16 protein-coding genes are annotated in these 18,423 nt (G+C 74.6%); 11 read left to right on the top strand and 5 right to left on the bottom strand.

The genetic code is table 11. The features are described 5' to 3' along the window. Positions 1 to 59: 59 nt before the first annotated feature. From ACF053_RS21385 to ACF053_RS21370, 4 genes are all read left to right on the top strand, one after another. Entirely contained in the window at positions 60 to 3,035 is a 2,976-nt protein-coding gene (locus ACF053_RS21385) for a bifunctional acetate--CoA ligase family protein/GNAT family N-acetyltransferase (RefSeq protein ID WP_391955358.1), read from the top strand. A 66-nt stretch (positions 3,036 to 3,101) separates the two neighbouring features. Further along, on the top strand, positions 3,102 to 3,686 hold the full coding sequence (locus tag ACF053_RS21380) for a DUF5998 family protein (RefSeq protein WP_058943833.1): 585 nt from the start codon (positions 3,102 to 3,104) through the stop codon (positions 3,684 to 3,686). Further along, a complete protein-coding gene (locus tag ACF053_RS21375) occupies positions 3,686 to 4,891 on the top strand; it encodes an alkaline phosphatase family protein (RefSeq protein WP_391955357.1) in 1,206 nt (401 codons plus the stop codon). Before ACF053_RS21380 ends, ACF053_RS21375 begins: the two co-directional genes overlap by 1 nt. A gap of 73 nt (positions 4,892 to 4,964) precedes the next feature. Next, positions 4,965 to 5,666, top strand: a complete 702-nt coding sequence (locus tag ACF053_RS21370) for a thymidine kinase (RefSeq protein WP_391955356.1) — start codon at positions 4,965 to 4,967, stop codon at positions 5,664 to 5,666. 195 nt (positions 5,667 to 5,861) lie between these two features. Here ACF053_RS21370 and ACF053_RS21365 read toward each other — a convergent pair whose 3' ends face one another. Continuing rightward, entirely contained in the window at positions 5,862 to 6,635 is a 774-nt protein-coding gene (locus tag ACF053_RS21365) for a VOC family protein (RefSeq protein WP_391955355.1), read from the bottom strand. Positions 6,636 to 6,864: 229 nt separating this feature from the next. On the opposite strand from ACF053_RS21365, the gene ACF053_RS21360 reads away from it, so the two are divergent. Then, complete coding sequence (locus ACF053_RS21360; protein WP_391955354.1) at positions 6,865 to 7,725, top strand: sulfurtransferase; 861 nt, start codon at positions 6,865 to 6,867, stop codon at positions 7,723 to 7,725. A 120-nt stretch (positions 7,726 to 7,845) separates the two neighbouring features. Here the strand turns inward: ACF053_RS21360 and sepH are convergent, their stop codons facing one another. The 3 genes from sepH to ACF053_RS21345 all read right to left on the bottom strand — a co-directional run bounded on the left by sepH (position 7,846) and on the right by ACF053_RS21345 (position 11,929). Then, complete coding sequence (sepH, locus tag ACF053_RS21355) at positions 7,846 to 8,904, bottom strand: septation protein SepH (protein ID WP_391955353.1); 1,059 nt, start codon at positions 8,902 to 8,904, stop codon at positions 7,846 to 7,848. Positions 8,905 to 9,330: 426 nt separating this feature from the next. Continuing rightward, positions 9,331 to 10,653, bottom strand: a complete 1,323-nt coding sequence (locus ACF053_RS21350; RefSeq protein ID WP_391955352.1) for a D-arabinono-1,4-lactone oxidase — start codon at positions 10,651 to 10,653, stop codon at positions 9,331 to 9,333. A gap of 7 nt (positions 10,654 to 10,660) precedes the next feature. Further along, positions 10,661 to 11,929 carry an MFS transporter gene (locus ACF053_RS21345; RefSeq protein ID WP_391955351.1) on the bottom strand — a complete coding sequence of 423 codons (1,269 nt, stop codon included), beginning with the start codon at positions 11,927 to 11,929 and terminating at the stop codon, positions 10,661 to 10,663. A 171-nt stretch (positions 11,930 to 12,100) separates the two neighbouring features. Between ACF053_RS21345 and ACF053_RS21340 the strand changes: the two genes are divergently transcribed. Together ACF053_RS21340 and ACF053_RS21335 are read left to right on the top strand one after the other, a co-directional pair. Next, positions 12,101 to 13,228 (top strand): ferrochelatase, encoded by a 1,128-nt coding sequence (locus tag ACF053_RS21340; RefSeq protein ID WP_391955427.1) that lies wholly within the window; start codon positions 12,101 to 12,103, stop codon positions 13,226 to 13,228. Between the two features lie 9 nt (positions 13,229 to 13,237). Continuing rightward, complete coding sequence (locus ACF053_RS21335) at positions 13,238 to 14,065, top strand: inositol monophosphatase family protein (protein ID WP_391955350.1); 828 nt, start codon at positions 13,238 to 13,240, stop codon at positions 14,063 to 14,065. A 128-nt stretch (positions 14,066 to 14,193) separates the two neighbouring features. Here the strand turns inward: ACF053_RS21335 and ACF053_RS21330 are convergent, their stop codons facing one another. Then, positions 14,194 to 14,367: a hypothetical protein gene (locus ACF053_RS21330; protein ID WP_391955349.1), complete on the bottom strand. Its 174-nt coding sequence runs from the start codon at positions 14,365 to 14,367 to the stop codon at positions 14,194 to 14,196. Positions 14,368 to 14,700: 333 nt separating this feature from the next. Between ACF053_RS21330 and ACF053_RS21325 the strand changes: the two genes are divergently transcribed. From ACF053_RS21325 to ACF053_RS21310, 4 genes are all read left to right on the top strand, one after another. Then, complete coding sequence (locus ACF053_RS21325) at positions 14,701 to 15,354, top strand: response regulator transcription factor (RefSeq protein WP_228973294.1); 654 nt, start codon at positions 14,701 to 14,703, stop codon at positions 15,352 to 15,354. A 4-nt stretch (positions 15,355 to 15,358) separates the two neighbouring features. Next, on the top strand, positions 15,359 to 16,597 hold the full coding sequence (locus ACF053_RS21320; RefSeq protein ID WP_391955348.1) for a sensor histidine kinase: 1,239 nt from the start codon (positions 15,359 to 15,361) through the stop codon (positions 16,595 to 16,597). A gap of 395 nt (positions 16,598 to 16,992) precedes the next feature. Then, positions 16,993 to 17,289, top strand: a complete 297-nt coding sequence (locus ACF053_RS21315; protein WP_058943822.1) for a DUF4193 domain-containing protein — start codon at positions 16,993 to 16,995, stop codon at positions 17,287 to 17,289. 13 nt (positions 17,290 to 17,302) lie between these two features. Then, a complete protein-coding gene (locus tag ACF053_RS21310) occupies positions 17,303 to 18,217 on the top strand; it encodes a hypothetical protein (protein ID WP_391955347.1) in 915 nt (304 codons plus the stop codon). Positions 18,218 to 18,423: the final 206 nt, after the last annotated feature.

The following is an 18,423-nucleotide window of genomic DNA, read 5'->3' as shown; positions in this document are numbered from 1 at the left end:
CGGCTCGGCGTGCCCGCCGACCCCCTCCCGCACCACGCCGCGCGCCGTACCCTTGGCCCATGCTGAACCCGTCCGATCAGCCGGCGCACGCCTATCCAGACCACTGGGAAGCAGACGTGGTGCTGCGCGACGGCGGCACCGCGCGGATCAGACCGATCACCACGGACGACGCCGAACGCCTGGTCAGCTTCTACGAACAGGTCTCGGACGAGTCGAAGTACTACCGGTTCTTCGCACCCTACCCCCGCCTCTCCGCCAAGGACGTGCGGCATTTCACCCACCACGACTACGTGGACCGGGTGGGGCTGGCCGCCACGATCGGCGGCGAGTTCATCGCGACCGTCCGCTACGACCGCATCGACGAGCACGGCCACCCCGCCACCGCTCCGGCAGCCGACGCCGAGGTCGCCTTCCTCGTCCAGGACGCCCACCAGGGCCGGGGCGTCGCCTCCGCCCTCCTCGAACACATCGCCGCCGTCGCCCGCGAGCGCGGCATCCACCGGTTCGCCGCCGAGGTCCTGCCCGCCAACACCAAGATGATCAAGGTGTTCACGGACGCCGGGTACACCCAGAAGCGCAGCTTCGAGGACGGCGCCGTCCGCCTCCACCTCGACCTGGAGCCCACCGACCGCTCCCTCGCCGTCCAGCGCGCCCGCGAGCAGCGCGCCGAGGCACGGTCCGTGCAGCGCCTCCTCGCCCCCGGCTCGGTCGCCGTCGTCGGCGCGGGCCGCACACCCGGAGGCGTCGGCCGGACCGTCCTGCGCAACCTCGTCGGTGCCGGCTTCACCGGTCGCGCGTACGCCGTGAACAGCGCCCTCCCCGAGGGCCCCGCCACACTGGAGGGCGTCCCCGCACACCGCTCCGTCGGCGACATCGGCGAGCCGGTCGACCTCGCGGTCGTCGCCGTGCCCGCCGAACGGGTCCCGGAGGCCGTCGCCGACTGCGGCGAGCACGGCGTGCGCGGCCTGGTCGTCCTCTCCGCCGGTTACGCCGAGAGCGGCCCCGCGGGCCGCGAGCGCCAGCGCGCCCTGGTGCGGCAGGCCCGCTCGTACGGCATGCGGGTCATCGGCCCCAACGCCTTCGGCGTCATCAACACCGCGGACGGCGCCCGGCTCAACGCCTCCCTCGCCCCCCAGCTCCCCGCCGCCGGCCGCATCGGCCTGTTCACCCAGTCGGGCGCGATCGGCATCGCCCTCCTCGCGGGGCTGCACCGGCGCGGCGCCGGCGTGTCGTCGTTCGTCTCCTCCGGCAACCGGGCGGACGTCTCCGGCAACGACATCCTCCAGTACTGGTACGAGGACCCCGACACCGACGTGGTCCTGCTCTACCTGGAGTCGATCGGCAACCCGCGCAAGTTCACCCGGCTGGCCCGCCGGACCGCCGCCGTCAAGCCGGTCGTCGTCGTCAAGGGCGCCCGGCACAGCGGCAGCGCGCCGCCCGGCCACGCCGTGCCCGTCACCCGTATCCCGCACGCCACGGTGTCGGCCCTGCTCCGGCAGGCCGGGGTGATCCGCGTCGACACCGTCACGGAACTGGTCGACGCGGGTCTGCTCCTCGCCGGGCAGCCGCTCCCCGCGGGCCCGCGGGTCGCGATCCTCGGCAACTCGGAGTCGCTCGGCCTCCTCACCTACGACGCCTGCCTCACCGAGGGGCTGCGGCCGCTGCCGCCCCGGGACCTCACCACGGCCGCCACCCCGGACGACTTCCGTACGGCGCTCGCCGCGGCGCTGCACGACGACGCCTGTGACGCGGTCGTCGTCACCGCCATCCCGTCGGTCGGCCCGCACGGCGGGATCGACACGTCCGGCGAGGGGGAGGTGCTGGCCGCGGCACTGCGGGCGGCCCGCGCCGCTGCGCCCGCGAAGCCGGTCGTCGTGGTCCACGTGGAGCTGGGCGCGCTGGCGGACGCCCTCGCCGCCGCCACGAGCACCGCCCCCGCCCCGGAACACCCCACCGGCACGACGCCCCCACCCACCCCGCCGGCCGCCGCCGCCACCCCGACGCCCACCCCGCCCACCGGCTCCGACGCCGTGCCCACCGGCGCGCCGACGCCCACCCCGCCCACCGGCTCCGACGCCGTGCCCACCGGCGCCCCGTCGACCGGCACCGGCTCCGACGCCGTGCCCACCGCCGCCCCGCCCACCGGCACCGCGTCCACCCCCGGCCACATCCCCGCCTACCCCGCAGCCGAACGCGCCGTCCGCGCCCTCGCCGAAGCCGTCCGGTACGCCGAGTGGCGCCGCAAGGTCGCCGACCCCGGCCGCGTCCCCGAGTACGAGGGGATCGACGAGAGCGGGGCGGCCGCGCAGATCCAGGGCCTCCTGGACACCCCGGAGGCGGGGGAGCGGGGCGTCACGCTCACGCCGGACGACGCCCACCGGCTGCTCGGCCGCTACGGCATCGCCGTACGGCCCGCCCTGCCCGCGCCCGACCCCGACACCGCCGTGCGGGCCGCCGCCCGGCTCGGCTACCCCGTCGCGCTGAAGACCACCGCGCCCCACCTGCGCCACCGCCCCGACCTCGGCGGCGTACGCCTGGACCTCGCCACCGAGGAGCAGCTGCGCGCCGCGTACACCGAGCTGACGGAGGCCCTGGGCAAGCCCACCGAGCTCCAGCCGGTCGTCCAGGCCATGGTCCCGCGCGGCGTCGACACCGTCGTGCGCGCCGCGATCGACCCCGGCGTCGGCGCCGTGCTCTCCTTCGGCCTCGCCGGAGCCCCCTCCGAGCTCCTCGGGGACACCGCCCACCGTCTCGTCCCGGCCACCGACCGCGACGTCGCCGAGCAGATCCGCTCCATCCGGACCGCCCCGCTCCTCTTCGGCTGGCGCGGCTCCGCCCCCGTCGACACCGCCGCCCTGGAGGAGCTGCTGCTGCGCGTGTCGCGGCTGGTGGACGACCACCCCGAGGTGGTCGCCGTCGCCCTGGAACCGGTCGTCGTCGCCCCCCGCGGCCTCGCCGTCCTCGGCGCGACCGTCCGGCTCGCGCCGCCACCCGCCCGCACCGACATCGGCCCCCGCCGGCTCCCCAGCTACTAGGCACTCCTCCCCGGGGCGGCTCCGCGACCGTCACCGGGCGCCCGTACGCCCCTTAGGATGGAGTCCATGGCGAAGACCGGTACGACGACCCAGGGGCTGCGCGCGGCCATCGAGCGCAGCGGCTACTACCCGGCCCTCGTGGCCGAGGCGGTGGAGGCCGCCATCGGCGGCGAGCCGATCTCGTCGTACCTCGTCCACCAGGAGACCACCTTCGACGCGAACGAGGTGCGGCGCCACGTCACCGTCCTCGTCCTCACGTCGACGCGCTTCATCGTGAGCCACACCGACGAGCAGAACGCCGACACCAGCTCCCCGACGCCGTACGCGACCACGTCCACCGAGTCCGTCAAGCTCGACCGGATCTCGTCGGTGGTCGTCAGCCGCGTCGTGGCGAACCCCGAGGCGTACACGCCCGGCTCCCTCCCCCGCGAGGTGGTCCTCACGGTCGGCTGGGGCGCCGTCGCCCGCATCGACCTGGAGCCCGCCGCCTGCGGCGACGCGAACTGCGACGCCGACCACGGCTACACCGGCAGCTCCACCGCCGACGACCTCAGCCTCCGCGTCAGCGAGGCCGGCGACGGCCCCGAGACGGTCCGCCAGGCGCTGCACTTCGCCCAGGCCCTGTCCGAAGCCACCGCGGCCACCCGCTGATGGTCCAGCCCGCCACCACGGCCTCCGCCTGGCCCGACGACCCGGTACCGCTGGCCCTCGACACCGCGCCCGTACCCGAGTACGGCACCGGCTCCCTCGCCGACCTGCTGCCGACCCTGGCGGCCGGGCTCGGCGTGCCGGACTTCGCACCGCGCATCGCGGAGCTGACGCCGGCCGACCGGGTCTGCGTCTTCCTCATCGACGGGCTCGGCTGGGAGCAGGTGCGGGCGCACCCCGCCGAGGCGCCGTTCCTGACCTCGCTCCTCGGCACCTCGCGCGGCGGCACGGGCCGCCCCCTCACCTCGGGATTCCCCGCCACCACCGCGACCTCCCTCGCCTCGGTCGGCACCGGACTGCCGCCGGGAGCCCACGGCCTCGCCGGGTACACCGTCCGCGATCCGGACAGCGGGCAGCTGATGAACCAGCTGCGCTGGCGCCCCTGGACGCCGCCGCACGTCTGGCAGCCCTACCCCACGGTGTTCCAGCTGGCCGACGCGGCGGGCGTCCACACGGCGCAGGTGTCGTCCCCGGCCTTCCAGGACACGCCGCTCACCAAGGTCGCCCTCAGCGGCGGGACCTTCCACGGGCGGCTGTCCGGCGAGGAGCGCATGGACTTCACCGCCCGGCAGCTCGCCGCCGCCGACCGCGCGCTGCTCTACACGTACTACAGCGAGGTGGACGGCGCGGGGCACCGCTTCGGCGTCGACTCGGACGCCTGGCGCGGGCAGCTGATGCACGCGGACCAGCTCGTCCAGCGGCTCGCCGAGCAGCTCCCGCCGCGCTCCGCGCTGTACGTCACGGCCGACCACGGCATGGTGGACATCCCCTTCGACGAGGAGTCGCGGATCGACTTCGACGAGGACTGGGAGCTGCGCGCCGGCGTCGCCCTCCTCGGCGGCGAGGGCCGCGCCCGCCACGTGTACGCGGTGCCCGGCGCCGCGTCCGACGTCCTCGCCTGCTGGCGCGAGGTGCTCGGCGACCGCTTCTGGGTCGCCGGCCGCGACGAGGCGGTGGAGGCCGGCTGGTTCGGGCCGCACATCGACGAGCGGGTCCACGGCCGGATCGGCGACGTCGTCGCGGCCGCCCACGACGACGTGGCCCTGACGGCCTCCATCGAGGAGCCGCACGAGTCGGCGATGGCCGGCATGCACGGCTCGATGACCGCAGCCGAACAGCTCGTGCCGCTGCTCGAAGTGCGCCCGTAGCCGCTGCACGCCCCCAGCCCCCGCCCCGCCCCCGCCCCTACCGCCCGTGGACCCGAAAGGTCGTCGCCTCCCCATGCCCGAGCTGGTGTTCTTCTCCGGAACGATGGACTGCGGAAAGAGCACCCTGGCTCTGCAGATCGAGCACAACCGGTCCGCGCGCGGCCTCCAGGGCATGATCTTCACCCGGAACGACCGCGCGGGGGCGGGCAAGCTCTCCTCCCGCCTCGGCCTCGTCACGGAGGCCGTCGAGGCCGCCGAGGAGTTCGACTTCTACGCCTACCTCGTCGACCACCTGTCGCGCGGCGGCCGCTGCGACTACGTCATCGCGGACGAGGCGCAGTTCCTCGCCCCGGAGCAGATCGACCAGCTCGCGCGGGTCGTCGACGACCTGGAGCTGGACGTCTTCGCGTTCGGCATCACCACCGACTTCCGCTCCAAGCTCTTCCCCGGCTCGCAGCGGCTGGTGGAGCTCGCGGACCGGGTCGAGGTGCTGCAGGTGGAAGCGCTGTGCTGGTGCGGGGCGCGGGCCACGCACAACGCCCGCACCGTCGGCGGCGTGATGGTCGTCGAGGGCGCGCAGGTCGTCGTGGGCGACGTCAACGCCGGGGACCAGGTCGGGTACGAGGTGCTGTGTAGGCGCCACCACCGCCGCCGCATGACGGCCGCGAGCGCCCATGCCGCCGCGCTGTCCCCGGACGTCCTCCCCGTCGAACCGTCCGGGCCCGCCGAGCGCGCCCGGCAGCCCCGGCCGACCGACCGCGTCCAGCCCGCCTGACGTCCCGCGGGGCGGGTCCGTCGCGGACCCGCCCGGCCCTGTGCGGGGCGGGCGGTGTGCCCCGCGGGCCGGGCGCGGCACGTCCGGCAGGCCGCCCCAGAGCGTGCGGTAGGCGCGTGCCCCGCAGCCGGCCGACCCGCGCGCGTACCCGCCTCCCAGCGGTAGCGGCGCCGCCGGCGGCCGCCACCGGGCAGGTCAGACCCCGGCCGACCGCACGATCGTGAACACGGCCCCCTCCGGGTCCGCCACCACCGCGTGCCGCCCCTCCGGGGCGTCGGCCGGTGGCCGCAGCACCCGCCCGCCCAGCTCCTCGACACGCCGGGCGGCGGCGTCCGGGTCCGCCACCTCGAACCAGGTCATCCAGTGCGCGCCCCGGTCGCGCGGCAGGGCGCTGCCCATCCCGCGCAACCCCGCGACCGGCCGCCCGCCCGCACGGAGCGTCACGAGGTCCGTGTCGGCCGGGACCAGCGGCTCCAGTTCGCAGCCGAAGACCGTCCGGTAGAACTTCGCGACCGACTCCGTGTCGTGGGTCAGCAGCTCGTTCCAGACCGGCGCGCCGGGCACGCCCCGCACGGCGGTCCCCAGGTGCGCGGCGGCCTGCCAGACGCCGAAGACGGCGCCCGACGGGTCGGAGCAGATCACGATCCGCCCGGCCTCGCCCGCCTCGATCGGCCCGACGGCGACCGTCCCGCCCGCACAGCGGATCGATTCGGCGGCGTCGCGCGCGTCGCGGGTCGCCAGGTACGTGGTCCAGGAGACCGGCAGATGGCGGTCGGCGGGCAGCTGTCCGAGACCGGCGACCTCCAGCCCGTCGAGCAGGGCGCGCACGTACGGGCCGAGCTGCCGGGGACCGGGTCGGAACTCCCAGCCGAAGAGCTCCCCGTAGAACCTCTGTGTCGCGTCAAGGCCGTGCACCATCAAGCTCACCCAACAGGGTGTACCCGGCTCGCGCCGAGTCGCCTCGGTCATCGTCACACTCTCCTCGGACCATCGTCGTGGCCGTACGGGGGGGGACGGGGCGCGGACCGCCCGCGCCCTGCGGCTTCACGCCTCGTCAGATGCTCGCACCGCAGGCCGGACGGTGCGCCCGGGGCGCGCCGCGGTTTGGCGCGATCCCGCAGGAGGATGCCCGGATTTCCGTGACCCATCCGCCCGGGGTCGTCCCGGCGCGGCCCGTGTCTGCGCGAGGATGGCACGTATGAAGCCCAACGCAAGCACCGACTCGAACCCCCTGGTCTCCGCGGCGGAGCTCGCGGCCGAGCTGGCGGCGCCGGGCCCCGGCGGGGTGCCCGTCCTGCTCGACGTCCGCTGGGAGCTCGGCGGCCCTCCCGGACGCCCCGCGTACGAGGCCGGTCACCTGCCCGGCGCCGTGTACGTGGACCTCGACGCGGAACTGGCCGGCACCCCCGGTCCCCGCGGCCGCCACCCACTGCCGGACCTCGCGGCCTTCGGGGCGGCGATGCGCGCGGCGGGTGTCCGTGCCGAGACGCCCGTGGTCGCGTACGACGCTGGCCAGGGCTGGGCGGCGGCCCGCGCCTGGTGGCTGCTGCGCTGGGCGGGCCACCCCGACGTCCGGGTCCTGGACGGCGGTCTGGCCGCGTGGCGGGGCGAGCTGTCGCTGGAGGTCCCGCGACCGGCGCCGGGCGACTTCATCCCGGTACCGGGCGGGCTGCCGCTGCTCGACGCGGACGCCGCCGCCGCCGTGGCCCGGTCCGGACTGCTGCTGGACGCCCGCGCGGGGGAGCGGTACCGGGGCGAGGTCGAGCCGATCGACCCCGTGGCCGGGCACGTCCCGGGCGCGGTGTCGGCCCCGACGACCGGCAACGTCGCGCCGGACGGACGCTTCCTGCCCGCGGAGGCGCTGGCGGCGCGGTTCAAGGAGCTGGGCGCGCTCGACACGCCCGAGGTGGGCGTGTACTGCGGCTCGGGCGTCTCCGCTGCCCACGAGGTGCTGGCCATGGAGGTAGCCGGGATCAGGGCGGCGCTGTACGCCGGCTCGTGGTCCGAGTGGTCGCGCGACCCGTCGAGGCCGGTCGCCACGGGCGCCGACCGGGGCTGACGGGCGGGCGCGCCGTCCGGGCCGACGAGCACGGCGGACGGCCGGGGCCGACGAGCACGGCGGACGAACCGGGCCGGCCGGGCCGGAGCCACGGCCACGCGCCCGCTGTGCCGCCGGTCGCTACTCCTGCTTCTTGCGGCGCGTGCCGAAGACGATCTCGTCCCAACTGGGGACGGCCGCCCGGCGACCGGGGCGGACCCCGTCCGCCTCGGCCTGGCGGTCGGTCGTGCCGACCAGCCGGTCGCGGTGGCCGCTCACCGAACGCGGCATCAGCACGTCCGCGTACGCCGATCCGGCGCCGGCCGACGCGGCGGGCGCCGGCGGCTCCTCGGCGTCCGGCTCCGTGTCGTCCTCGGTCACCGCGGCGTCCGAACCGGTGGGACGCTCGGGGACGACCATGTCGCCCCGGAAGCTCGGTACCGCCTCCAGCAGGCTGGTCAGCGAGTCGCGTTCGGACTCCTCCGCCGGTTCGGCGCTCGGCACGGGCGCCGCGGGCCGGTCCAGGGTCCGCTCGCGCGGCAGCCGCGCGATGCGCGGGACGAAGGGGAAGCTCGGCTCGGGGACGGCCACGGCGTCGTCGGTCTCGCCGATGAGGGCGCGCGCCTCGTCGTCGACGGCCTGCACCAGCCGCCGCGGCGGGTCGTACGTCCAGCTGGCGGTGTGCACCTCGCCGGCGACCCGGTAGACGAGCAGCACCTCCCAGGTGCCGTCGTCGCGGCGCCAGGAGTCCCACGCCACGGTGTCCTTCTCGGCGCCGCGCAGCAGCAGCCGCTCCTGCACGGCCTCGCCGAGCTGGGGTCCGGCGTTCTCACCGGGGCGGCGGACGGGGGTCTTGCGGGCCCGCTCCGCCATGAAGGCGCGCTCGGCGAGCACGGGGCCCTCGAACCGGCGCACCCGCTCGACCGGGATGCCGGCGAGCTGGGCCACCTCCTCGGCGGAGGCACCGGCTCGTATCCGCGCCTGGATGTCGCGGGGGCGGAGGTGGCTCTCCACCTCGATCTCGATCTGACCGAGCCGGGGGCGGTCGTTGCGGACGGCGGCGCGCAGCCGCTCGTCGATCGGAAGCGTGTACTCCGTGCTGTCAGCAGCCTTCAGCACCAGTCGTGTGCCGTCGTTGGAGACGGCCACGACACGCAGTTCGGGCATGGGGACCTCCCGGGTGGTGCCTGCCGACGTCACGTGCGTCGCTGCTTCCGCTAGTCGAGTGTGGCCTGCCCGGGTGCAGCCTGCCACAACCTTGCCGAGTTGCCCGGCGTGTCGGGCATGGGCCCTGGAACGCCGTTCTGGCACGGTAGCCTATTCTGCAACCCAGCGTGACCGGTCGGTCACCCCTCGTCACAGGCTTCCGTGCGGTGTCGCGGCGCCGCCGGATCGAGTGCCATTTCCGGCCCCTCCCGTTGATCCCGGACACCCGTAAGGGACCGATGCCCAGGGTTCGCCACAGTACTCCATTCGGGCCATGTCAGTGGACCGGCGCGCCGCCGAAGTTCTCCGGGCGTCCGGTAGTTGACCCTCCGACACGGCCCGCTGGGCGGGTTCCCGTGGGTGGAAAACGACTGAAAGGGAACTTAAGTGCGCCTCCCGTGGGCGGCGGCGGACGAGGCGTCAGTCACCCAGCACCCGCCGGAGGTAGGCGTTGCCGAAGAGACGGTCGGGATCCAGCCGGTCGCGAAGTGCCGTGAACTCGCCGAACCGGGGGTACGCCTCGGCCAGGTACTCGGCGTCCCGCGTGTGCATCTTGCCCCAGTGCGGCCGGCCTCCGTGCGCCGTCATGATCCGCTCGGCCGCCGTGAAGTACGCCCGGTAGGGCGCCCCGCGGTACATGTGCACCGCGATGTAGGCGGTGTCCCGGCCCGACGCCGTGGAGAGGGTGATGTCGTCGGCGGGCGCCGTCCGGACCTCCACGGGGAACCCGACCCGCAGCGGCGAGCGGTCCAGCATCGCCTTGAGTTCGCGCAGCGCCGCGACCGCCGCCTGCCGCGGGAGGGCGTACTCCATCTCCACGAAGCGCACCCGGCGCGGACTGGTGAAGACCTTGTACGGGATGTCGGTGTACGTCCGCGCCGACAGCGCCCGGCTGGAGACCCGGGCGATCGACGGGACGGCCGCGGGCAGCGCCCGGCCGAAGGAACTGGCCACCTGGAAGAGGCCGTTGGAGAGGAACTCGTCCTCGAACCAGCCGCTCAGCGGACCGAGCGGGGCGGCCGGACCGTGGCTGCGGTTGTTGCGCTTGGTGCTGCAGTTCTCCGTGTGGGGGAACCAGTAGAACTCGAAGTGCTCGTTCTCGGCGTGCAGGGCCTCGAACTCCGCCGTGACCCGGTCGAAGGACATCGGCTCCTCGCGCGCGGTGAGCAGGAACAGCGGCTCCACCGCCAGGGTGACCGCCGACACCACGCCCAGGGCGCCCAGGCCGATCCGGGCCGCCGCGAAGACCTCCGGCTCGTCCTGTGCCGAGCAGGTCAGCACCCGCCCGTCCGCCGTCACCAGCTCCAGGCCGCGGACCTGCGCGGCGACGGAGCCCGAGTCGCGGCCCGTGCCGTGCGTCCCGGTGCTGATCGCGCCCGCGACGGTCTGCTCCGTGATGTCGCCCATGTTCGTCAGCGACAGGCCCTCGCGGGCCAGGGCGGCGTTCAGCCGCTTCAGTGGCGTGCCCGACTCCACGGTCACCGTCATCGCGGAGCGGTCGACGTGCCGGATGCCGGTGAGCAGGTCGGGCCGGATCAGCAACCCGTCCGTCGCCGCTATGGAGGTGAAGGAGTGGCCCGTGCCGACGGTCTTGACCCGCAGGCCGTCGTCGGCGGCGTTCCTGATCGCCTCGGCGAGCTCGTCCACCGAGGCCGGCCGGGCCTCCCGCGCCGGACGGACCGAGACGTTCCCCGCCCAGTTCCGCCAGGTGCCGTCCGCCGGGCGCCGGCCGAGCCGGCTCATTCCGCCGCTACCGCTCCGACCGCTCCAACCGCTCGGGCCGATCGGACTGTTCCGGGTCCTGCTGCTCACGCTGCCCCTCCCGCGTCGGCACCGGCCTGCTCAGCCGGCGGTACCCCAGGAACGCCACCACGGCCGCCAGTACCCCCGCCACACCGGGCACCGCGTACCCCGCGGCGGCCCCGTGCTCGGCGACCGCCCAGCCGGAGGTCGACGTGCCCAGCGCCACGCCCACCGCGAGCCCGGTCCCTGTCCAGGTCATGCCCTCGGTGAGCTTGCCGCGCGGTACGTGCGCCTCCACCAGGGCCATGGTGGTCACCATCGTCGGTGCGATGGCGAGACCCGCGACGAAGAGCGCGACGGCCAGCAACGGAAGGTTCCCGGCCAGTTGGAGGGGGATCATACTCACGGACATGGCGCAGACGCCCAGGAGCCAGCGGCGTGCGGGGGCGCCCTTCAGCCGCAGCGTCCCGAAGACGGCCCCCGCGAGGCACGAACCGCCCGCGTACACCGCCAGCACCAGGCTCGACGCCGTCTTGTGGCCCTGCTCCTCGGCGAACGCCACCGTCACCACGTCGACCCCGCCGAAGATCGCCCCGGTCGCGACGAACGCGAGGACGAGGACCTGCAGGCCGGGGGAGCGCAGCGCGCTGGTCCGCGCGCCGGCGTGCGTCCCGACCGGGTGCGGCGCCGGTTCCGTCGCCCGCTGCGCGGTCAGCCACCAGACGCCGACCAGCAGGAAGACCCCGGAGAGCAGCGGGCCCGCCGCCGGGAACCACATCGTCGACAGGCCGATCGACAGCGGCGGGCCCACGATGAAGCAGACCTCGTCGACGATCGACTCCAGCGAGTACGCCGTGTGCAGCTCCTGCGGCCGGCCGCGGAGGATCTCCGCCCACCGGGCACGCGTCATCGCGCCGAGGCTCGGCACGCACCCCGCGCCCGCCGTGCACACGAACAGCGTCCAGTCCGGCAGCCCCTTCTCGGCGCACACCAGCAGCGCGCCGGCCGCCACGACCGAGACGAGCGTCGCCGGCCGCAGGACCCGGCGCTGCCCGTAGCGGTCGACCAAGCGGGACACCTGCGGGCCCAGCACCGCGGCGGAGAGGGCCAGCGTCCCGGTCAGCAGCCCGGCCAGCCCGTACCGCCCCGTGAGCTCCGTGATCATCGTGAGGACGCCGACGCCCATCATGGCCAGCGGCATGCGTCCGAGGAGGCCGGCCGCGGAGAACCCCAGGGTGCCGGGGGTGGCGAAGAGCGCACGGTAGGGACTGGCCAAGGGGGTTCTCCGGGGGTGGTGCGGGGGCGGGCCGCGGTCGGCGCCTGCGGACCGGGCGGGGTAAGGCGTCGGTACAGCCTTCACAGATTACGGCCGAAAGAGTGGCGACGCACGGCGGTTTTCCGGCTGTCGGTGCCGGGTGGCAGGATCGGGACCATGTCCGATCAGCGTGTGTCCGACCAGCGAGACCCAGCCCCGTACGACGCCCTGCTGCTGCTCTCCTTCGGCGGCCCGGAAGGGCCCGAGGACGTCGTGCCCTTCCTGGAGAACGTGACGCGGGGCCGGGGCATCCCCACGGAGCGGCTGAAGGAGGTCGGGCAGCACTACTTCCTCTTCGGCGGCGTCAGCCCCATCAACGACCAGTGCCGGGCCCTGCTCGCGGCGATCCGCGAGGACCTGGCGACCGCCGGCGTCGACCTGCCCGTCCACTGGGGCAACCGCAACTGGGCGCCGTACCTGACGGACACGCTGCGGGAGATGGTCCGCGACGGGCACCGCCGCATCGCCGTCCTCGCCACCAGCGCCTACGCCTCGTACTCCGGCTGCCGGCAGTACCGCGAGAACCTCGCGGACGCCCTCGCCGCCCTGGAGGCCGAGGGCCTGCCGCTGCCGAAGGTCGACAAGCTGCGGCACTACTTCAACCACCCGGGCTTCGTCGAGCCGATGGTCGAAGGCGTCCTCGCCTCCCTCGCCGAGCTGGACGACGCCGTCCGCGCGGGCGCCCACCTCGCCTTCACCACGCACTCCATCCCCGAGTCCGCCGCGGACACCTCCGGCCCGGTCGGGAGCCACGGCGAGGGCGGCGCTTACGTCGCGCAGCACCTGGACGTCGCCCGGCTGATCGCCGGGGCGGTGCGGGAGCGCACCGGCGTCGACCACCCCTGGGAGCTCGTCTACCAGTCGCGCAGCGGCGCCCCGCACATCCCGTGGCTGGAGCCCGACATCTGCGACCACCTGGAGGCGCTGCACGGGGAGGGCGCCCCGGCCGTCGTGATGGTCCCCATCGGCTTCGTCTCCGACCACATGGAGGTCCTGTACGACCTCGACACCGAGGCGATGGCCAAGGCCGCCGAGCTGGGCCTGCCCGTCCGCCGTTCCGCCACCGTCGGCGCCGACCCGCGCTTCGCCGCGGCCGTCCGCGAGCTGCTGCTGGAGCGCGCGGCCGCCGAGCGGGGCGCCGCCCCGCAGCGGTGCGCCCTGGGCGCCCTGGGACCCTCGCACGACCTGTGCCCCGTCGGTTGCTGCCCCGCCCGCGCCGAGCGGCCCGCCGCGGCCGGCGCCGACAGCCCCTACGCCTGAGGAGGCCCCGTGACCGACCCGCTGCCGCACCGGACGGCCGACGACCCGCTGCTGGACGAGCTGCTGGACGCCGCCCTGGAGGCGGCCCGCAGGGCCGGCGCGCTGCTGCGTGACGGGCGCCCGGCCGACCTCGGCGTCGCCGCCACGAAGTCGAGCCCCATCGACGTGGTCACCGAGATGGACATCGCCGCCGAGAAGCTGATCACGGGGTACCTCGCCGAGCGCCGGCCGCAGGACGGCCTGCTCGGCGAGGAGGGCGGCGCCACCGAGGGCACCAGCGGCATCCGGTGGGTCGTCGACCCGCTGGACGGCACCGTGAACTACCTCTACGGCCTGCCCACGTGGGCGGTGTCCATCGCGGCCGAGCGCGACGGCGAGGCGCTCGTCGGCGTCGTCGAGGTCCCCATGCGGGGCGAGACGTTCCACGCCGTGCGCGGTCGCGGCGCCCACCTGGGGGAGCGGCGGCTGAGCTGCCGCCCCGCCCCGCCGCTGGACCAGGCCCTGGTGTCGACCGGTTTCAACTACGTCGCCGAGGTCCGCGCCCACCAGGCGGAGGTGGCCGGCCGGCTGGTCCCGCTGCTCCGGGACATCCGCCGGGGCGGCTCCGCCGCCGTCGACCTGGCCGACGTCGCCGCCGGCCGGCTGGACGGCTACTACGAGCGCGGCCTGCGCCCCTGGGACCGCGCCGCCGGCGTGCTCCTCGCGCGCGAGGCGGGCGCCCTCACCGGCGGGCGCCCCGGCTCGCCCGCGGACGACGACCTCACCGTGGCCGCGAGCCCCGGCGTCTTCGCCCCGCTGCAGACCCTGCTGGAGGACCTGGGCGCCTGGCACGACTGACGCGCGCCCGGCCCCCGGCCGGTGCCTCCCCGCGCCGTGGGGCGGGCCCGGACGTGCCGAAGGCCCCGGTGTCCGGGACACCGGGGCCTTCGGCGGGTCGAGGGCGGACGCGCGTACGCGTCCGGACGTCAGGCGGTCAGCAGGGAGACCTTGACGCCGTGCTCCTCCGCCAGCCGGCGGAGGTCGTCCAGCTCCGCCTGCTCGACGTCGGCCAGGAAGTCGTCTCCGGTCTCCCGCGCCCGCGTCAGATCGCTCTGCGTGGCCCTTATGCGCTGGAGGAGTCCTGCGGTGAAAGCGTCCATGATGCGCCCCCTCGTCATGGGTCGGTGGCACGGGGCGTGCCGGGGGTGGGTCGGATCACGCACAGCGCCTCTGGGGGACAGAGCGGCCCGTGGTAAACCGCGTACGGGGCGTGATCTCGGGTGTGGAGTCGTCCTCCCCAGAGGAAACCTCAGGGAAACCTCAAAGAATCGGGCCTGTCGCGAATGCGTCCGCCCCCCGAGCCCCCGCCGGGACCGCCCGTCGGCCGCCTTACAGCCGGTTTACGCGCGTAAGGGGCAGGATGAGCGGGACGCCGTCCGTCCCGCGGTGTCGTAGATCTGCCCGGATCCGGGCTCGGAGGAAGGAACAGCGCCGTGCGCGTACTCGTCGTCGAGGACGAGCAGCTGCTCGCCGATGCGGTGGCCACCGGACTGCGCCGGGAGGCCATGGCCGTCGACGTCGTGTACGACGGGGCCGCCGCCCTGGAGCGGATCGGCGTCAACGACTACGACGTCGTCGTCCTGGACCGCGACCTGCCCCTCGTCCACGGCGACGACGTCTGCCGCAAGGTCGTCGAGCTCGGCATGCCGACCCGCGTGCTGATGCTCACCGCGTCCGGCGACGTCAGTGACCGCGTCGAGGGGCTGGAGCTCGGCGCCGACGACTACCTGCCCAAGCCCTTCGCGTTCAGCGAGCTCATCGCCCGGGTGCGCGCGCTGGGCCGGCGTACGACCGTGCCGCTGCCGCCGGTGCTGGAGCGGGCCGGCATCAAGCTGGACCCGAACCGCCGCGAGGTCTTCCGCGACGGCCGGGAGATCCAGCTGGCGCCGAAGGAGTTCGCGGTACTGGAGGTGCTCATGCGCAGCGAGGGGGCCGTGGTCTCAGCCGAGCAGCTGCTGGAGAAGGCCTGGGACGAGAACACCGACCCGTTCACCAACGTCGTGCGGGTCACCGTCATGACCCTGCGCCGCAAGCTCGGCGAGCCCCCGGTGATCATCACCGTGCCGGGCTCCGGCTACCGGATCTGACCCCGTGACCGGCACCCCCACGCCGCCACAGGCGCCCCCCAAACCCACCTGGGACCCGCGGATCCCGGCGCGCCCCCTGCTGCGCCCCACCATCCGCATACGCCTCACCCTGCTCTACGGCGGGATGTTCCTCATCGCCGGCGTCCTGCTGCTGTCGATCATCTACCTGCTCACCCGGCAGGCGCTGTCGATCAGTACGGACGACCTGCCGTTCAAGCTGCTGAAGGGGGAGGTCGAACCGAACTTCGACTGGTGCAGGCTGCCCGTGGAGGGGGTGACGCCCGACCAGTTCAACGACGCCATGGCCGCCTGCCTCCAGCACCAGCGCGACCTCGCCCAGGACGAGCTGCTGCGCCGCTCGCTCTTCGCGCTGCTGGGCCTCAGCATCATCGCCTTCGCCTTCGGTTACGCGATGGCGGGCCGCGTGCTGTCCCCCCTGGGCCGCATCACCCGCACCGCCCGCCAGGTGGCCGGTTCCGACCTGAGCCGCCGGATCAAGATGGCCGGCCCCGACGACGAGCTCAAGGAGCTCGCCGACACCTTCGACGACATGCTCGACCGCCTGGAGCGGGCCTTCACCGCGCAGCAGCGCTTCGTGGCCAACGCCTCGCACGAGCTGCGCACTCCGCTGGCGATCAACCGGACGCTGCTGGAGGTCCACCTCTCCGACCCGGCCGCCCCCGTCGAGATGCGGGAGCTCGGCAAGGCGCTGCTCGCCACCAACGAGCGCAGCGAGCAGCTCGTGGAGGGGCTGCTGCTGCTCGCCCGGAGCGAGAACCAGATCGTGGAGCGCAAGCCCGTGGACGTCGCCGAGGTCGCCTCCCGTGCCATCGACCAGGTCCGGGGCGAGGCCGAGGCCAAGGGCGTGGAGATCCGCGGTGAGTGCGCCCCGGTGGTCGTCCAGGGCAACGGCGTGCTGCTGGAGCGCGTCGCCCTGAACCTGGTGCAGAACGCCGTCAGGTACAACGCGCCGGAGGACGGCTGGGTGGAGGTCACGACCGGCGTCGAGCAGGGCCGGGCGGTGCTGGTGGTGTCGAACACCGGGCCGGTGGTGCCGGCGTACGAGATCGACAACCTCTTCGAACCGTTCCGGAGGCTCCGCGAGGAGCGGACCGGGAGCGACCGGGGCGTCGGGCTGGGGCTGTCGATCGTCCGCTCCGTGGCGCGCGCCCACGGCGGCCGCATCACGGCGGAGCCCCGGGAAGGCGGCGGTCTCGTGATGCGCGTCACTCTTCCGCAGTGACGAGCCGGATCGATGGGCTCCGCCTGTTCGCTCTCAGCGGAATTTTGTGCAGCCGTCCGCGCGGGTCCGTTGTGTGATCGATCACAGCGCTCTCCGCCCGGACACTTACGCTCCGTGATGGTAATTGGCCCTGGAAAACCGGGAAAAGTCCGGGTTTCCCGGGGGTCGGATCACGGGAAGTACACGGGGTGGTGCGTGTGAAGCACGCGTCCCCGACCGTGTACGGTCCCGTTCGCCACCCAAACCCGATCACCCGAGAGGGCCCCGGTTGGGTGTCGATTGAGTAACAGACCTTGATGTGAGGCAAAATCTCCGCCTCAGGTCGGGCACAAGTCCGGCCTCTCACGCGTTACGTGCGCTGGAGACACCGCAAACACCCAGAGGGGGAGAGTGACATGGCTACGGACTACGACACCCCACGCAAGACCGATGACGACGTCGACCAGGACAGTCTCGAAGAGCTGAAGGCCCGGCGGAACGACAAGTCGACCTCCGCGGTCGACGTCGACGAGTTCGAGGCCGCCGAGGGCCTGGAGCTGCCGGGTGCCGACCTCTCCAACGAGGAGCTCGCCGTCCGCGTCCTGCCGAAGCAGGCGGACGAGTTCACCTGCATGAGCTGCTTCCTCGTGCACCACCGCAGCCAGCTGGCCAAGGAGAAGAACGGCCAGCCGATCTGCCGAGACTGCGACTGAGGACCGGTCGGACGTGGCAGGCGACACCCCGTCCAGGAAGAGGCGCTTCCGGCTCCTTGGGAAGCCGGAGGCACACGAGGGCGGCACCGGCCCGGCACAGGGCGCCCACGGGGCGTCCGCCGAGCACCCCGCCCTGTCCTCCCCCGGCGCGCGTGACGACGAGCGGGGCCCTGGGGCCTCGCTCGAACCCACGGCGCACGGCGCCGCACCCGACCGGGCCGACCGGCCGACAGTCCGCTCCCGCGGTCTGGACGCCGTCCGGCGCGGCGTGCGCAAGAGCGGCGCGGGGGCCCGGGCCGGCCTGGCCTACGTGGCCGACCGCATCATCGAGACGGCGCCGCGCATCGCCGTCCGGGACCTGGCCGCCCTGCGCCGGCAGTTCCCCGGCCTCGGCCCGGAGCAGCTCGCCGACAAGCTCGTCGCCGGCGCGGCGAACGCCACCGCGACCGTCGGCGCCGGGATCGGCGCCGCCGCCATGCTGCCCGTGCCGCCCGCGATGCCGGCCGAGCTGGCCGCGGAGGTCACCGGCGTGGCCGCGATCGAGCTGAAGCTGATCGCCGAGCTCCACGAGGTCTACGGCCAGCGGCCGCCGGGCGGCCTCAAGGAACGCTCCACGGCCTACCTGACCGCCTGGACGGAGGAGCGGGGCATCGACGTCTCCAAGCCCACCACCGTCAACGCCGCGCTCGGCGGCCGCATGAAGCGCGAACTGCGCCAGCAGATCATGAAGCGCACCGTGCGCAACATGCCGAACCTGCTCCCCTTCATGATCGGCGCCACCGTCGGTGCCGTGATGAACCGCCGTGACACCAGGAAGCTCGCCGAACGGATCAGGACCGACCTGCGCACCCGCCAGGTCCCCTGGGACGCGCTGCCGGAGCTGCCCCCGTTGGAGCAGCCCGAGAACCCCAAGCAGCTGGGCTACTGAGCCGGCCGCACCGCGCGCGGCGGACGGCCTCCCCGCCACCGCCGCCCGCGGAGCACCCGCCCCGGCGCCCGCCGCACGGCATCCGCCCGATGTCGCGGCACGGCGTCCGCCCGGTGTCCGCCCGCTGCCCGCGGGACGGCGTCCGCCCGGTGTCCGCCGCGCAGGCCCTGCCTGGTGTCCGCGGCCCGCGGCACGGCCTCCGCCCC

This window comes from Streptomyces kanasensis (assembly GCF_043077165.1).
Lineage (GTDB): Bacteria > Actinomycetota > Actinomycetes > Streptomycetales > Streptomycetaceae > Streptomyces > Streptomyces changanensis.
The sequence above is the reverse complement of the archived record's forward strand: the minus strand, read 5'-3'. Positions and strand labels throughout refer to the sequence as shown.

What these genes read in the sequence shown, in the direction of transcription:
- ACF053_RS21385 (WP_391955358.1), top strand. Translation starts at nt 60, where the DNA reads ATGCTGAACCCGTCCGATCAGCCGGCGCACGCCTATCCAGACCACTGG.
- ACF053_RS21380 (WP_058943833.1), top strand. Translation starts at nt 3,102, where the DNA reads ATGGCGAAGACCGGTACGACGACCCAGGGGCTGCGCGCGGCCATCGAG.
- ACF053_RS21375 (WP_391955357.1), top strand. Translation starts at nt 3,686, where the DNA reads ATGGTCCAGCCCGCCACCACGGCCTCCGCCTGGCCCGACGACCCGGTA.
- ACF053_RS21370 (WP_391955356.1), top strand. Translation starts at nt 4,965, where the DNA reads ATGCCCGAGCTGGTGTTCTTCTCCGGAACGATGGACTGCGGAAAGAGC.
- ACF053_RS21365 (WP_391955355.1), bottom strand. Translation starts at nt 6,635, where the DNA reads ATGACCGAGGCGACTCGGCGCGAGCCGGGTACACCCTGTTGGGTGAGC.
- ACF053_RS21360 (WP_391955354.1), top strand. Translation starts at nt 6,865, where the DNA reads ATGAAGCCCAACGCAAGCACCGACTCGAACCCCCTGGTCTCCGCGGCG.
- ACF053_RS21350 (WP_391955352.1), bottom strand. Translation starts at nt 10,653, where the DNA reads ATGAGCCGGCTCGGCCGGCGCCCGGCGGACGGCACCTGGCGGAACTGG.
- ACF053_RS21330 (WP_391955349.1), bottom strand. Translation starts at nt 14,367, where the DNA reads ATGGACGCTTTCACCGCAGGACTCCTCCAGCGCATAAGGGCCACGCAG.
- ACF053_RS21315 (WP_058943822.1), top strand. Translation starts at nt 16,993, where the DNA reads ATGGCTACGGACTACGACACCCCACGCAAGACCGATGACGACGTCGAC.